The organism is Stella humosa (assembly GCF_006738645.1).
In the GTDB taxonomy this organism is placed as follows: Bacteria; Pseudomonadota; Alphaproteobacteria; order ATCC43930; family Allostellaceae; genus Allostella; species Allostella humosa.
The window spans coordinates 744,754-757,996 of record NZ_AP019700.1 but is presented as its reverse complement, the minus strand read 5'-3'; the positions used below and the strand labels follow the sequence as shown (position 1 = coordinate 757,996).

Annotated in this window: 17 protein-coding genes; 7 read left to right on the top strand and 10 right to left on the bottom strand. The window is 69.8% G+C overall.

What is annotated here, in order from left to right; genetic code table 11:
- Positions 1–45 precede the first annotated feature (45 nt).
- The 8 genes from STVA_RS03575 to STVA_RS03540 all read right to left on the bottom strand — a co-directional run bounded on the left by STVA_RS03575 (position 46) and on the right by STVA_RS03540 (position 8,506).
- A complete protein-coding gene (locus STVA_RS03575; RefSeq protein ID WP_142235636.1) occupies positions 46–1,299 on the bottom strand; it encodes an MFS transporter in 1,254 nt (417 codons plus the stop codon).
- Between the two features lie 121 nt (positions 1,300–1,420).
- Positions 1,421–2,800 carry an amidase family protein gene (locus STVA_RS03570; RefSeq protein WP_170216661.1) on the bottom strand — a complete coding sequence of 460 codons (1,380 nt, stop codon included), beginning with the start codon at positions 2,798–2,800 and terminating at the stop codon, positions 1,421–1,423.
- A gap of 25 nt (positions 2,801–2,825) precedes the next feature.
- Positions 2,826–4,100: a TRAP transporter large permease gene (locus STVA_RS03565; RefSeq protein ID WP_123694145.1), complete on the bottom strand. Its 1,275-nt coding sequence runs from the start codon at positions 4,098–4,100 to the stop codon at positions 2,826–2,828.
- A gap of 3 nt (positions 4,101–4,103) precedes the next feature.
- Positions 4,104–4,616, bottom strand: a complete 513-nt coding sequence (locus tag STVA_RS03560) for a TRAP transporter small permease (protein WP_123694147.1) — start codon at positions 4,614–4,616, stop codon at positions 4,104–4,106.
- Positions 4,617–4,777: 161 nt separating this feature from the next.
- A complete protein-coding gene (gene dctP / locus STVA_RS03555; RefSeq protein ID WP_123694149.1) occupies positions 4,778–5,794 on the bottom strand; it encodes a TRAP transporter substrate-binding protein DctP in 1,017 nt (338 codons plus the stop codon).
- 125 nt (positions 5,795–5,919) lie between these two features.
- On the bottom strand, positions 5,920–6,696 hold the full coding sequence (locus tag STVA_RS03550; protein ID WP_123694150.1) for an IclR family transcriptional regulator: 777 nt from the start codon (positions 6,694–6,696) through the stop codon (positions 5,920–5,922).
- Positions 6,697–6,725: 29 nt separating this feature from the next.
- Positions 6,726–7,463 (bottom strand): SDR family NAD(P)-dependent oxidoreductase, encoded by a 738-nt coding sequence (locus STVA_RS03545; protein WP_123694152.1) that lies wholly within the window; start codon positions 7,461–7,463, stop codon positions 6,726–6,728.
- Positions 7,464–7,543: 80 nt separating this feature from the next.
- Positions 7,544–8,506 (bottom strand): AraC family transcriptional regulator, encoded by a 963-nt coding sequence (locus STVA_RS03540; RefSeq protein ID WP_123694154.1) that lies wholly within the window; start codon positions 8,504–8,506, stop codon positions 7,544–7,546.
- 183 nt (positions 8,507–8,689) lie between these two features.
- Here STVA_RS03540 and STVA_RS03535 point away from each other — a divergent pair, with 183 nt between their 5' ends.
- The 5 genes from STVA_RS03535 (at position 8,690) to STVA_RS03515 (ending at position 10,706) form a co-directional block, all read left to right on the top strand.
- A complete protein-coding gene (locus STVA_RS03535) occupies positions 8,690–9,484 on the top strand; it encodes a class I SAM-dependent methyltransferase (protein WP_245978515.1) in 795 nt (264 codons plus the stop codon).
- Between the two features lie 34 nt (positions 9,485–9,518).
- The gene (locus tag STVA_RS03530; protein WP_197735780.1) at positions 9,519–10,004 is read left to right on the top strand and encodes a cupin domain-containing protein; all 486 of its coding nucleotides are present in this window, start codon (positions 9,519–9,521) and stop codon (positions 10,002–10,004) included.
- An 89-nt stretch (positions 10,005–10,093) separates the two neighbouring features.
- A complete protein-coding gene (locus STVA_RS03525; RefSeq protein WP_123694657.1) occupies positions 10,094–10,282 on the top strand; it encodes a DUF3008 family protein in 189 nt (62 codons plus the stop codon).
- A 20-nt stretch (positions 10,283–10,302) separates the two neighbouring features.
- The gene (locus STVA_RS03520; protein ID WP_123694158.1) at positions 10,303–10,488 is read left to right on the top strand and encodes a hypothetical protein; all 186 of its coding nucleotides are present in this window, start codon (positions 10,303–10,305) and stop codon (positions 10,486–10,488) included.
- Between the two features lie 20 nt (positions 10,489–10,508).
- Entirely contained in the window at positions 10,509–10,706 is a 198-nt protein-coding gene (locus tag STVA_RS03515) for a hypothetical protein (protein WP_123694160.1), read from the top strand.
- A 119-nt stretch (positions 10,707–10,825) separates the two neighbouring features.
- Here STVA_RS03515 and STVA_RS03510 read toward each other — a convergent pair whose 3' ends face one another.
- Positions 10,826–11,173: a hypothetical protein gene (locus STVA_RS03510; RefSeq protein WP_123694162.1), complete on the bottom strand. Its 348-nt coding sequence runs from the start codon at positions 11,171–11,173 to the stop codon at positions 10,826–10,828.
- Between the two features lie 154 nt (positions 11,174–11,327).
- Between STVA_RS03510 and STVA_RS03505 the strand changes: the two genes are divergently transcribed.
- Together STVA_RS03505 and STVA_RS03500 are read left to right on the top strand one after the other, a co-directional pair.
- The gene (locus STVA_RS03505; RefSeq protein ID WP_123694164.1) at positions 11,328–11,681 is read left to right on the top strand and encodes a hypothetical protein; all 354 of its coding nucleotides are present in this window, start codon (positions 11,328–11,330) and stop codon (positions 11,679–11,681) included.
- Positions 11,682–11,750: 69 nt separating this feature from the next.
- Positions 11,751–11,990: a type II toxin-antitoxin system HicB family antitoxin gene (locus STVA_RS03500; protein WP_123694166.1), complete on the top strand. Its 240-nt coding sequence runs from the start codon at positions 11,751–11,753 to the stop codon at positions 11,988–11,990.
- 9 nt (positions 11,991–11,999) lie between these two features.
- On the opposite strand, the gene STVA_RS03495 is transcribed toward STVA_RS03500, so the two are convergent.
- Entirely contained in the window at positions 12,000–13,223 is a 1,224-nt protein-coding gene (locus tag STVA_RS03495; RefSeq protein WP_170216663.1) for an MFS transporter, read from the bottom strand.
- Between the last annotated feature and the right edge of the window lie 20 nt (positions 13,224–13,243).

Genomic DNA, 13,243 nt, shown 5'->3' with positions numbered 1-13,243 from the left:
CTATCCCCCGCCGTCGCCCTGCGGCAACGGCCAAGTGGGGCCGTGCTATCGCGGCACGAACGGCGCCCCCGGCCGTACGGCCGGCTGGAACACCGCCACCAGGGCCAGCGCCACCAGCGCCGCACTGCTGGTCACCAGTGCCGCGGCGACCCCGCCCAGCCAGTGGGCGAGCAGGCTCAGATGCACGAAGCCCAGCACCGCCGTGCCGATGCAGACCGACAGCACCCCCATCACCCGGGCGCGGACGGCGGGTGGCGCCGACAGGAAGACGATGGTCGCCTGCATGGTGGCAAAGCAGGCGCTGCCGAACCCGGCCGTCACCTGGGCCAGGCCCGACAGCAGCGGCCAGGGACTGAGCGCGAAGACGATCGAGGCGGCCGCGAACATCGCCACCCCCAGCATGTAGAGGCCGCGGAACATCGTCGGCCGCGCGCCGTGCGCCACCAGGATGGCGCCCAGCAGCGCGCCCAGCCCGTCCGCGCTCATCAACAGCCCGATGGGGAAGGCCGTCAGGCGCAGGTGCTGCTCGCCGATCACCGGCACCATCGCCGTGGCGGGCCAGGCGAAGACGTTGAAGACGACCGTGATGGTCAGGGTGCCGACCAGGGCCGGGTCGCCGCGGATGACGCGCAGCCCCTCGCCGATGCGCTGGAACAGGCGCAGGGCACCAACCAGCGGCGGGGCCTCGGCGGCCCGCAGGCCCAGCAGCATCCAGAGGCCGCCGGCATAGAGGACCGATCCCAGCAGAAAGGCGCCATGGATGCCGGTCGTTTCCAGCAGCAGGCCGCCGACGCCCGGCCCCAGCATGCGGGTGGCATTGTTGGTGGCGGCATCGAGCCCCATGGCGCCGGCCGTGCGCCCGGGACCGGCCAGTTCGCCCAGCATCGTGCGGCGCACAGGCATGTCGATCGCCCAGATGGCGCCGTTCACGACGACGCCGATGGCGACGTGCCACAGTTCCAGCCGACCGGACCAGGCGAGACCGGCCTGCGCCAGCGAAACCAGCAGGCCGACCGACAGGAGGGCCAGGAGCAGCCGGCGCCGGCTGATCCGCTCGGCGATGGCGCCGGCGAAGGCGCTGAGCAGCGGCATCGGCACCATCCGCAGCATCGTCATCAGCGCCACCTGAACGGGCGAGCCGGTCAGTTCCAGCACATAGACGCCGGTCACCAGGAATTCGATCCAGCGGACGGTGCCGACCAGCGTGCCGACCAGCCAGACGCGCCGGAAAGCCGCCTCGCGCAGCAGGGACATGGTGCCGCCCGGCCGCTTCTCGTCCACGCCCGGCGTTCTGCTCAAGGGGTTTCGCTGCCCGGTCTTGTTTCTTGTCGCGGACGGGACCGATGGCCCGCCGCCTTGCCGGCCAGGGTGGCGCCGATCCGGCCCCGCGGCAAGGGGCCGGATCGGCTCCAGCGCAGGATCAGCCCGCCATCGCGCGCTCGAAGGCGGCACCCATGCGCAGCACGCCGCGGTCGTCGAAGCGGTGGCCGACGATCTGCAGCCCGATCGGCAGCCCGTCGGCCGTGAAGCCGCAATTGATCGACAGGCCCGGCTGCTCGGTCAGGTTGAAGAGGAAGGTGTTGGACCAGGCGGTGAAGGTCGAGTGCCCTTCCGGCCCCGGCAGTTCGGCCGCAAACGGCGGGATCGGCGAGGTCGGCAGGACCAGGAAATCGAAGTCCCGGATCATCCCCAGCGTCCGCTCGCGCAGGCCCTGCGTCGCCAGGAACAGGCGATGGTAGTCGACCCCGGAATAGCCGCCGGCCGGGGCCGACCAGGCGTCGATCACGGTGGCCGTCGCGCGGTCGGCCGCACTCAGCACCGCCAGCTCGCTGTAGGGGCGCATGCGATAGAAATCCTCGCCCGGCTTCTCGTCGCCCTGCTGGAAAGGCGAGGTGATCTCGGTCACTTCGCAGCCGAGGCCGGCCAGGCGCCGCACCCCTTCGGCGACCGCGGCCGCCACCGCCGGATCGGGCGCCAGGCCGAAGCCGACCGAGCGCAGGTAGCCGATCCGCGTGCCCGCGACCGAGCCGCCCATCACCGGGGCCCAGGGCTGCGTGTCGGTGCCCAGGCAGGCGAAGTCGCGGAAGTCCGGCCGGGCGATGGTGTCGAGCAGCAGGGCCGCGTCCTCGACCGTGCGGGCCAGCGGGCCGGCGACCGCGGCCGGGCTGCTGTTGGGATAGGTCGGCACGCGGCCGTAGCTGGGCTTCAGCCCGACCAGGCCGCAGAAGGACGCCGGCTGGCGGATCGAGCCGACGATGTCGGTGCCGACCGCAAACGGGATGATGCCGGCGGCCACCGCCGCGGCCGAGCCCGAAGAGGACCCGCCGCTGGTGCGCGACAGGTCGGCCGGATTGCGGGTCGGCCCGAACTTCGAGCTGTAACCCGACCCGAACATGCCGAGGTCGCACATCGTCGTCTTGCCCAGCAGGATCGCGCCGTCCTCGCGCAGGCGGGCGACCGGCGGGCTGTCGGTGTCGGGCACGACCGCGTGCCGGTCGAGCGCCATCGTGCCGCGATAGACCGGGATGCCCTTCATCCACAGCCCGTCCTTCATCAGCGTCGGCACGCCGTCGAGCGGCCCGTTGGGCGTGCCGGCGCGCCAGCGCCCCTCCGACGCCGCGGCCTGGGCGCGCGCGCCCTCGGCATCGACATGGGTGACGGCGTTCAGGGCCGGATTCGATTCCTCGATCGCGTGCAGGGCCGCCTCGGCCACCTCGCGCGGCGACAGGTCGCGCGAGCGATAGGCCGCAACCAGGGCGGCAGCGGTCATGCGGCGGTACTGGGCAAGATCGAGGGTCATGGCTGGGGGCTCCGAAAGGTAGGAATCATCCATACACCAGGGTCGGCAGCCAGAGCGACAGGACCGGCACATAGGTGATCAGCATCAGCATCGTGACCAGGATGACGATGAAGGGCAGCACCCCCTGGATCGCCTCGCCGATCGAGGTGCCCGATATCCCGGTCAGGACATAGAGGTTGAGGCCGACCGGCGGCGTGATCATCGCCAGTTCCATGTTGATCGTCAGGATGATGGCGAAATGGATAGGGTCGATGCCGAGCGGGGCCAGCATCGGCAACAGAATCGGCAGCGTGATCAGCAGGATCGACGCCACCTCCAGGAACATGCCCAGCACGAACATGATGGCGTTGATGATCAGCAGGAACTGCCAGGAGGTGAGCCCGGCATCGCCGATCATGCGCGCGGCCGCCGCGGGCACGCCGGACTTGGTGATCCAGTGCCCGAAGACCAGCGCGGTGGAGACGATGATGATGATGACGGCGGCACTGCGCATGGCGACCGCCGTCGCCGGCACGATGTCGGCGAACCGCATGGTGCGATAGAAGCCGATGCTGACGACCAGGGCCGCCAAGGCGGCCACCGCGGCCGCCTCAGTCACGGTCGTAAGACCGCCATAGATGCAGGCGCCGATGATGACCGGAATCGACAGGGCCGGCAGGGCGCGCAGGTTGAGGCGGATGAACTGGCTGCGCTCGATGCCCTCGCCGCCCGCCAGGTTGAGGCGCCGGGCCTGGACCAGCACCCAGATGGTGAAGGCGAATGCGACCAGCAGGCCCGGGACGACCCCGGCCAGGAACAGGCGCGGCACCGACTGGTCGGCGATCACGCCATAGAGGATGAGCGGCAGGCTGGGTGGAATGAGGATGCCCAGCGTTCCCGCCGCCCCGATCAGGCCGACCGCGAACGGCCGCGGATAGCGGTGGCGCAGCATCGCCGGGATCATGATGGTGCCCATGGCCAGGCACGTCGCGACCGACGAGCCGCAGATGGCCGCGAACATGACGCAGGACATGACGCTGATCAGCCCGAGCGAGCCGCGCACGCCCGCCAGCCAGGCCGAGCCCATGTCGACCAGGGCCGCCGCAATGCCGCCCTTTTCCATGTAGGTGGCGGCCATGACGAAGAACGGGATGGCCAGCAGCATCGGCGCGTTCAGCTCGTCGATCGCCTTCTGGGCGAAGGCCGTGAGCGGCTGGTTGTCGATGACGAAGCCGTAGACGGCGGTCAGGCCGATGGCGATGAAGATCGGCACGCCGATCGCGAGCGTGACGATGAAGACGAGGATGGCCAGCAGCGCCATGGGTCAGATCCCGTCCTCGATGGTGACGGCCCGCGGGGCAGCCGCCGCCCGGCCCGTCAGGATCCGGTGGATGACGCCGACATAGGCGATCAGCATGAGCAGCGCCCCCGCCGGCAGGGCCAGGTAGTAGATCCACATGGGGAAGCTGATGCCGGTCTGGCTGCGCTCGTCGATCAGCAGCGCGATGTCGACCACTTCCCAGCCATACCAGACCAGCAGCGCGCAGAAGCCGGCGGCCGCGATGGCATTGATCAGCTCGACGATGCGGAGTTGGCGTGGCGACAGCGCGCGCAGCAGCAGGTCGGCCCGGATATGCGCGGTGCGCGCCGCCGCCCCCGCGCAGGCGATCATGGCCGCCCAGACGAAAAGATAGACCACGATCTCCTCGCCGCCGCCCGCGACCAGCCAGGGCAGCACATAGCGGGCCAGCACCTGGGCGATGGCGACCGCAAGCATCGCCAGACCCAGGATGCCGACGATCCAGGTCTCGATATGATCTAGAACACGGCCCATCATCGGCTCCGACAGCGCCAGAATTTATGCCGGCCACCGCAAGGACCCGGCAAATACCGGGCCCCGGACAGGCAGGACGCCACCCCCTCCGCCGCGCATTCGGGCGGAGGGGACATCGAGAATACCACCGCGATCACACTGGTGATCGTTGGCTTTTGTATTCGTCAGCTACCCGATGCCTGAATGCGCTTGATGATTTCCGAAATCTTAGGATTGACCTTCAGTTCCTTGACCGCGGCGTCCTCGGTCGGCAGCAGCCGTTCGCGCAGGCGGGCAATATCCTCGGCCGGCGGGGCATGGATGGTCATGCCGTTCTTGACGAGCGTCGCGCGCCAGTCGGTCTCGTTGTTGCGGATGCGCTCCAGGAAGGTCGGCAGCATCTGCTCCCAGGTGTCGGTCATCACCGCCTTCAGGTCGGCCGGCAGCGCGTTCCAGAAGGTCTGGTTGACCAGCAGCACCTGGAACATCCGCGAGTTGAAGTCCTCGAAGACGTACTTCACGCCGGAGTCCCACAGCTTGCCGCTGACCACGGTGTTGTGGGTGCTGACCAGCGCGTCGACGGTGCCCTGGCTCAGCGCCAGCGCCACGTCGGGCCAGGGGACGACGACGGGGCTGGCCCCCTTCTGGCCGATCTGGAGGGCCTGCATGGCGCTGCCGGGATGGCGCACGCGCAGGCCCTTCATGTCCTCGAAGCGGCGGATGTCCTTGGCCGTGGCGTAGGTGTGCAGCGGCTCCAGCTCGTGCCAGCGGCCGACGACGTGAGAGCGCAGCTTCTGCTCGAGCTGCGCGTTGATCATGCGGCCGACCTCGCCGTCGACCACCTTGCGCGCATTCTCGGTGCTGATGCCGAAGAAGCTGGGCAGGCCGGGGAAGTCGAGGTCCGGCACGATGCCGGAGATCGTCCAGGACCCGGGCAAGGCCAGCTCGATGCTGCCCTGGATCAGCGCCTTGCCGACGTCGCGGTCGGGATAGAGCTGGGCCGAATGATAGAGCGTGGGCTTGATGCGGCCGTTCGACCGCTTCTCGACCTCGTTCAGGTACTCCGCCAGATGGGCGGTGCGGCTGGTCGTCATGTTGGTGTCGACCGAGGCGCGCATCTGGAACGGTTGCGCCACGGCCGGCGCCGACAGTGCGGCCACCGCCGCCACGGCGGCCAGAACTCGCGAAATGAAACTCGACATGGATCCCCCCTCGAACGCCGGTGCTCGAACGAGCCGGGCTTTCCATTGTTGGGGCGAACCCTGATCGGTCGGCCAACGAAATAGTCCTCGGCGGGCCGATTATCACATATGCAATGATATGCCCGTCAGCGCCCGGCGGCCGACGGCCCGACATAGCGGGCCAGCACTTCCGACAGGCAATGGGCGTTGGCGGCGAGGTTGGCGCGCAGCCGCTCGGTCGGGCCGGCGATGCCGACCGCGAACGGTCGGTGCACGCCGCCTCCCCGCAAGGCCGCGGCAATCACGCTGGCCCCCGGCACCACCATGTTCTCGCTGTAGGAGTACCCCTGGCGGCGGATCGTCTCGATCTCCCGGTGCAGGCGCTTGCGGTCGATCGGCCGGTCCGGTCGCTCGGCCTGCGTGCGCGTGATGATCCGGCCGATCTCCTCGTCGGGCTTCAGTGCCAGCAGCACGCGACCGGCATTGGCATCGACCAGGGACCGGCGGGTGCCGCGCTTGATGTCGTAGCGCAGCGGGTGGCTGCCCTGGACGACGTGCACATAATGCACCTCGATCCCCATCTCCGCGCCGAGGATGACCGTGTCCTGGCAGAAGGCGACGATCTCGTGCAGCATCTCGTGCAGCCCGCCGGCGCGCGAGAACTGCTCGTCGAGCCATGTGCCGAGCAGGGCCAGGCTGAGCGTCGGCTGCACGGTCCGGCCGCGGCCCGTCGCCTCCATGTAGCCATGCTGGATCAAGGTCTGCACCAGCATCGACACGCTGGACTGCGGAATGCCGAGCTCCGCCGCCAGCTCCGAGATGCGCATGGGGCGCTTGGTCTCGGCGAATATCTCGAACACGCGCAGCACCCGCGTGGCCGACTTGACCTCGCGGGACCCGTGCGGTTGACGGTCCATCGACATGGCGGACGGGCGCTGCCCCGGACGGGCGGCTAGGTCTGCCCGCCGCCGTTCACCTGCAGCATCTGCCCGGTCACGTAGGCGCCGCCATCGGATGCCAGCATGCGCACGACCGTGGCGACCTCTTCGGGCGTGCCGAGGCGGCCGAGCGGGGTGCGGACGGCGGCCTCGCGGCGGGCGGTGGCCGGGTCCTCGTCGTCGGCCGCGATTGGCCCGGGCGACACGGCGTTGATGGTGATGCCCTTGGCCCCGAATTCCTTGGCGAGCGCCTTGGTCAGGCCCCACACGCCATGCTTGGCGACCGAAACCGGCGCGTGGCCGGCATAGCCGTGCATCGCGTTCATGCCGGTGAAGTTGACGATGCGGCCCCAACCGCGCTCCAGCATGCCCGGCAGGCAGAGGCGCGCGAACCAGACGGCAGCGTCGAGATCGACCGAGATGACCCGCCGCCACTCGCCCTCGTCCATTTCCAGGAAGGGCTTGGCCGGCCGCAGCGCGGCGTTGTTGACGAGCACGTCCACGCCGCCGAAGCGGCCGGCGGCCTCGGCCACGATGCGCGCGCATTCCTCGGGCCGGCCGACATCGCCCATCGCCACCAGGGCGCCCGCGCCCAGGGCGGCCACCTCGCCCGCCACCGCCTCGCAGGCGGCGCGGTCGGACGAGCCGTTGACGACCACGTCGAAGCCGTCCCGGGCCAGGCCCAGCGCCACCGCGCGGCCGATGTTGCGCCCGGCCCCGGTGACAAGGGCTGCCCTGCGTCGCTGACTCATGATGCTGTTTCCTCCCGACCTGGTCGCTTGCGGCCGGATCATGCCGGCATCGACCGTCCTCGCGCCAGCCGGGTTTGACGTCAGGCAGCGGCGTGCTGCTCGCGCCAGCGCGCAGGCGGCAGGCCGAACTCGCGCTTGAAGGCGCGGCTGAACGCTTCCTCGGACTCGTAGCCGACCAGGCGGGCGAGCTGGGCGATGCTGTGGCGTGTCTGGCGCAGATGCAGTTGGGCCGTGCGCAGGCGCCAGACGGTGAGATAGCGGATAGGCGGCATGCCGATCAGCGCGCTGAAGCGCTCAACAAAGGCGCTGCGCGACAGGGCCACCTCGCGGGCCAGCGCATCGGCCGACCAGGGCATGCCGATCTGCTGGTGGATCAGGGCCAGTGCGCGACCGACATGGGGGTCCGCCAGCCCGCGCAGCCAGCCGGCCTCGCGGTCGCCCTCGGCGGCCGAATAGTTGCGCACGGCCTCGACCAGCAGCAGTTCGCTGAGGCGGGCCATGGCGTCCGACGAGCCATAGCGCCCCTCCACCAGCTCGCCTGCCGCCAGGCGGACCGATGCCTCCACCCAGTCGCGCAGGGCACCCTCGCGGATGTCGACCTTCAGGATCGCCGGCAGGGTGGCGATCAGGGGGTTGAACGTCTCCTCGCAGCCGAGGAAACCGCAGACGATATGCGTCGCCTCGCCGCCGCCGCCATGGACGATGCGGGCCAGGCCGCCCGCCGGGGACCGCAGGATCAGCGATCTCGCCTCGAACGGCGCCAGGGTCATGTCGCTGCCCAGCATGTGCCGGTCGTTGCGCGGCAGCAGCACCACCTCGCCCGCCCGCGCCGCGATGGGCGGGCTGCCGTCGACGGCCACCGACAGCCGGCCCGCGATGACGAAGTGGTAGCCGATGATCTGGGTGGGTGCGGCCAGGTAGCCCTGGCAATGGTCGGGCGTGATGCGCGCGTTCACGCACCAGGGGGCGGTGAAACGCGCATCGAGAAACAGTCCGCCGGTCAGGCGGACGGCGCGCAGCACTTCCGAAAGCGGGTCCGTCATCAGGGGCAAGCTTCCAGATTTGGACGAATGGTCAAGTGATCCGGCCGCGCAGTCATTCGCCGTGGCGGTGGATGCCGATATCTACGGCGTCGCAAGCAACCGCAACTGCCCGAACGGAGGAAAGTCATGGGTACAGCGCTGTCCACCAATAGTCAAAACCATCTATCCACGCCACAGGCGGACTTGGGTGCCGTCAAGGCGCGCCAGCAGGGTGCGTGGTCCTCCGGGGACTATGCGATCGTCGGCACGACGCTGCAGCTCGTCGGCGAACAGTTGTGCGAAGCCATCGACTTGCGCGCGGGAAGCGAGGTTCTCGATGTCGCCGCCGGCAACGGCAACGCCTCCCTCGCGGCTACCCGCCGCTGGTGCCGCGTCACCTCCACCGACTATGTCCCGGCCTTGCTGGAGCGCGGCCGCGAGCGCGCGGCGGCCGAGCGCCTCGACATCCGCTTCCAGCAGGCCGATGCCGAGGCGCTGCCGTTCGCCGATGCGTCGTTCGACGCCGTCCTCTCGACCTTCGGCGTCATGTTCACCCCCGACCAGGACCGCGCCGCGGCCGAGATGATCCGCGTCTGCCGCCCGGGCGGGCACATCGGGCTCGCCAACTGGACGCCGGACGGCTTCATCGGCCAGCTCTTCAAGACCATCGGCGCCCACCTGCCGCCGCCGGCCGGGGTGAAGTCGCCCGCCCTCTGGGGCACCGAGGCCCGTATCCAGGAGATGTTCGGGCCCGACGCCGCCACGATCCAGGTGACGCGGCGCAGCTTCGCCTTCCGCTACCGCTCGGCCGCCCACTGGCTGGAAGTGTTCCGCACCTATTACGGCCCGGTGCTGAAGGCGTTCGCGGCTCTCGAACCGGCAGCCCAGGCAGCCCTGGAGGCCGACTTGGTCGCGCTCATCGGCCGCTTCAACCGCTCCGGTGACGCCACCATGGTCGCCCCCAGCGACTATCTCGAGATCGTCGTCACCCGGCGCTGATCCGCCTTCCCGCGACAAGATGAGAGGACCCGCCATGAACCGCATCGTTCCGGCCGCGCTCTTCGCCGCTGCCACCGCCATCTGCGCCACCGCCGCGACCGCCCAGACCCATCCGGCAGGACACGGCGCCGGTCACACCATGCTGCTGCCGGCCGACATGAAGTGGGCCGACCTGCCTTCGCTGCCGCCGGGGGCCAAGATCAGCGTCATCGAGGGGCCGCTGAGCGACGCCCGCCCGATCACGGCACGCATCCGCTTCCCGGCCAACTATCGCCTGCCGGCGCACCATCATCCGGTGATCGAGCATGTCACTGTGCTGTCGGGCACGTTCCACATGGGCATGGGCGAGACGTTCGACCAAAAGAAGACGACGGCCCTGACGCCGGGCGGCTTCGCCGTGATGCAGCCGGGCACGCCGCACTTCGCCTGGACGACCGAGGAGACCGTCATCCAGATGCACAGCGTCGGCCCTTGGGCCGTTACCTACGTCAACCCGGCGGAGGACCCGCGCCGCAAGTAGGGGGTGCGGGCTGGAACAACCGCCGGGTTGGACCGGTTGACTTCCTGACCGGTGCCGATGTCGGCACCGTTTGCAGGATGGAGGACCATATGCCTGCCAAATCAAAGGCACAGCAGAAGGCGGCCGGCGCCGCCCTGTCCGCCAAGCGCGGCGAAACCAAGAAGGGCGATCTCCAGGGCGCGTCGAAATCCATGGAGAAATCCATGAGCGAAGCCGAGCTTGAGCGCATGGCCTCCGGCCAGCTCAAGGGCAAGCCCGAACGTGTCGGCCAAGCCTGACTGGCCGGAGGAGCATCCGCATGAGCAGGAAGATGCCACCCATCCCGCCCGCCAACCGGACCGACAAGGGTCCCGCCGGCCCGGATGACGCGACGCTGTCGCCTGAGAAACTGCAGGAACAGGCGCCGCGCGATTCCGACCAGCGCGGGCAGGAAGCCAATATTCGCCAGAACACGACCCACCAGGGCTACCAGCAGGATCGCTAGCGATCCGGGAGGGATAACCCATGTCGACCTCGACCAGAACGCTCGCCAGCATCCGGCAGGGCGGACCGGGTGCGGCACACGAAAATGCCAAGGACCCCACGGAGATTCCCAAGCCGCTCCCGATCAAGAATGACGGGCACTCGAAGGTCTCCGGCGGGGGCGGCGAGCGCGACCGCCATCATTTCCACGATGCGGCGCGAAAAGGCGGTCGCGTCTGACCCATCCCCGCCTTTGGCCAAGCCTGCCTTTGGCCAAGCCTGCCTTTGGCCAAGCCTGGCTTTGGCCAAGTCCGGATCGGCCCCGGCCGTCGCGCCCGGCCGGGGCCGACCGATGCCGATCAGCCGATCGGCGTCTGCTGGTGCTGCACCAGCTTCCAGCCCGCACCCGTCCGGCGATAAGTGGACGTGCAGAAAGCGGCATAGGCGTCGCCCGCATCCCGCCTGGCGTCCGCGCGATATCCCAGCACGCAACTGTCGTCGTCGGGCCGGGTCAGCACCTGATGGGTGATGTCGAGGCTGTTCCAGCGCGGTGCGCCGGCCAGGCCGTGAAGGATGTCGTCGCCTACCAGAATGCCGACCGGCTCGGGAAAGGCCATCACGCAGTGCTGGGCCAGTCCGGACTCGAACTGCTCGATCCCTTCCAGCCAGAAGCTACGCTCGGTACGCCATGCGTCGTCGTGTTTCATGGAACTCTCTCGGGATCTGCCAGTGTCCTGAGAATGCGGCCGGGCGGGCCGCAGTTCCCCCGCGCCGTTCGATCACGCCCGGGGGAACCCCCGCCAGCCCATCGGCATTGACTGCGTGGAGGGGGCGTCTGTCTGCCGCAGGAACGGAGGCATCATGGACAAGCGCCAATTGCCGGTCGCCGCATTGATCTTGCTTTCCGCCGCTGGCGGCGTCGGGGCCGGGACGGTGGCTGTCGCCAGCCTCAGCTACCTCGTGATCGGCGGCGACGTCGCCAATCTCCCGCCAACCTTGAATCTGGCAGCCCAGGCCGACTGGCTGATGATCTGCGCCCTGCCGGTCGCCTTCATCTGCGTGGCATCCCTGGGCGAGCTGACGCGAGAGCGTCCACGGCCGGTCGCGAGCCCCCTGCCGCGCCTCGATTGGCAGCCGCCCTTGCCGGCAAGCGACCTCGATGCGGTTTCGGTGCCGCCGCGCCGGGCTATCCGGGAGCTGGCTCGCGCGGCCTAAGCCGATGCGGCGCAGCCGGACGACGCGGGCTATGATCGGCCGCCCGTCCCCCGCCAGGAGAACCATCCGGTGCGCCATGCCTATCCCTACGAGCTGGAAACCGGCGAGGATGGCCGCCTGTTCGTGACCTTTCCCGACGTGCTCCGCGCCGGCGCCGAGGGTGCTACCGAGCCTGAGGCCGTGGCGGCGGCCGCCCAGTCCCTCGCCATGGCACTGGAGCGCCTGGCCCAGGCCGGTCGCCCGCTGCCAGCGCCCAGCCCGCCGCGACCGGGCCAGCGGACGGTGGCCGTCGAGGCGCCGTCCACATAGCTGCCGCCGTCAATTTGGCGCCGCCATCTTCCAGCGCGCCAGGATCGCCAGGCCCGCCATCGACCCGAAGGCCATCGTCAGGAAGGCCGCGAGCCAACTCACACCTTCACCCCAGCCTGCGGTCAGGTCGAGGACGCCGCCCACGGCCAGCGGCCCGACCAGACCCCCGCCGAAACCGACCACCGAGTGCACGGCCAGCGTCACCCCCCGCTGCCCGTCGCGCGCGGCGAAGATCGCCCCGGTGGTGATCGCCGCGGAATCCCCCATGGTCAGCATGCTGAAGGCCAGGCACGCCAGCACGGGCAGCCACAGCGGCGCGAACCCGCCGAGCCCGGCCAGCGGCGCCACCACCAGGCCGGCCACCATCACGAGTGCGATCAGGCGACCGCGATCGATGCGGGTCGCCACCTCTGCCCCCAGGATGCTGGCGCCCATGCTGGCCAGCAGGAAGCCGGCCGTCAGCCAACTCACCCAGGCATGCCAGCCGGGGCCGCCGCCGCCCGCCGCACCGCACCAGGTGAGATAGCTGACGATCCAGCTCTGGAAGGCGAACAGCTCCCAGTTATGGGCGCCGTAGAGCAGGATGTATTTCATCGCCGGCCGGTTGCGCAGCACCGGCCGCATGTCGGGCAGACGAAAGCGCGCGGCACGCTCCGGGTCGTGGTGGCGCGGCACCAGCAGGACCATGGCAAAGCCCACGACCGCACCCGCCGCCGCCGTCACCAGCGCGTGGCGCCAGCCGGCATAGGCGGCGATCTCGATCGTGGCGACGTAGGAGACGCTGGTGCCGAGCCCGTAGCTGGCGGTGTAGAGCGCGATCCAGCGCGCCTGGCGATGCGGGCCGGTGCGATCGGTCAGGAGTCGCAGGCCCGGCATGTAGGTGCCGGCCAGCCCCGCCCCCGCCAGCGCGCGAAAGGCCAGAGCGGACCACAGCCCGTCGGCCAGCAGCGCGAAGCCCAGTGCGGCCGCGGCCGTCAGCAGCAGCGCCGACAGGTAGATGCGTCGGGCGTCGACATGGTCGGTCAGCGAGACGCAGAACGGCACGGCGCAGATATAGCCGCCATAGAAGATGCCGCTGATCCAGCCGGCCTCGGTATTCGACAGGCCCCATTCCTGGCGCAGCACCGGCATCAGCGCCGGGAAGGACGAGGCGTTCAGCATCGCCAGAATCGAGGCCGCCAGCAGCAGCAGGACGAGGCCGATCTCTCGCGGCGCGGCCTTGGTCGCATTCATCCCTGGCCCAGCCCCGCCGA

Bases quoted from the DNA above. Each gene is read 5' to 3' on its own strand.
- STVA_RS03565 (WP_123694145.1), bottom strand. From the start codon at position 4,100: ATGGCGCTGCTGGCCATCCTCGTCTTCATCGTCACGCTCGCGATCGGC.
- STVA_RS03520 (WP_123694158.1), top strand. From the start codon at position 10,303: ATGAGCAGGAAGATGCCACCCATCCCGCCCGCCAACCGGACCGACAAG.
- STVA_RS03540 (WP_123694154.1), bottom strand. From the start codon at position 8,506: ATGACGGACCCGCTTTCGGAAGTGCTGCGCGCCGTCCGCCTGACCGGC.
- STVA_RS03495 (WP_170216663.1), bottom strand. From the start codon at position 13,223: ATGAATGCGACCAAGGCCGCGCCGCGAGAGATCGGCCTCGTCCTGCTG.
- STVA_RS03570 (WP_170216661.1), bottom strand. From the start codon at position 2,800: ATGACCCTCGATCTTGCCCAGTACCGCCGCATGACCGCTGCCGCCCTG.
- STVA_RS03510 (WP_123694162.1), bottom strand. From the start codon at position 11,173: ATGAAACACGACGACGCATGGCGTACCGAGCGTAGCTTCTGGCTGGAA.
- STVA_RS03545 (WP_123694152.1), bottom strand. From the start codon at position 7,463: ATGAGTCAGCGACGCAGGGCAGCCCTTGTCACCGGGGCCGGGCGCAAC.
- STVA_RS03525 (WP_123694657.1), top strand. From the start codon at position 10,094: ATGCCTGCCAAATCAAAGGCACAGCAGAAGGCGGCCGGCGCCGCCCTG.
- STVA_RS03550 (WP_123694150.1), bottom strand. From the start codon at position 6,696: ATGTCGATGGACCGTCAACCGCACGGGTCCCGCGAGGTCAAGTCGGCC.
- dctP (WP_123694149.1), bottom strand. From the start codon at position 5,794: ATGTCGAGTTTCATTTCGCGAGTTCTGGCCGCCGTGGCGGCGGTGGCC.
- STVA_RS03530 (WP_197735780.1), top strand. From the start codon at position 9,519: ATGAACCGCATCGTTCCGGCCGCGCTCTTCGCCGCTGCCACCGCCATC.
- STVA_RS03560 (WP_123694147.1), bottom strand. From the start codon at position 4,616: ATGATGGGCCGTGTTCTAGATCATATCGAGACCTGGATCGTCGGCATC.
- STVA_RS03515 (WP_123694160.1), top strand. From the start codon at position 10,509: ATGTCGACCTCGACCAGAACGCTCGCCAGCATCCGGCAGGGCGGACCG.
- STVA_RS03505 (WP_123694164.1), top strand. From the start codon at position 11,328: ATGGACAAGCGCCAATTGCCGGTCGCCGCATTGATCTTGCTTTCCGCC.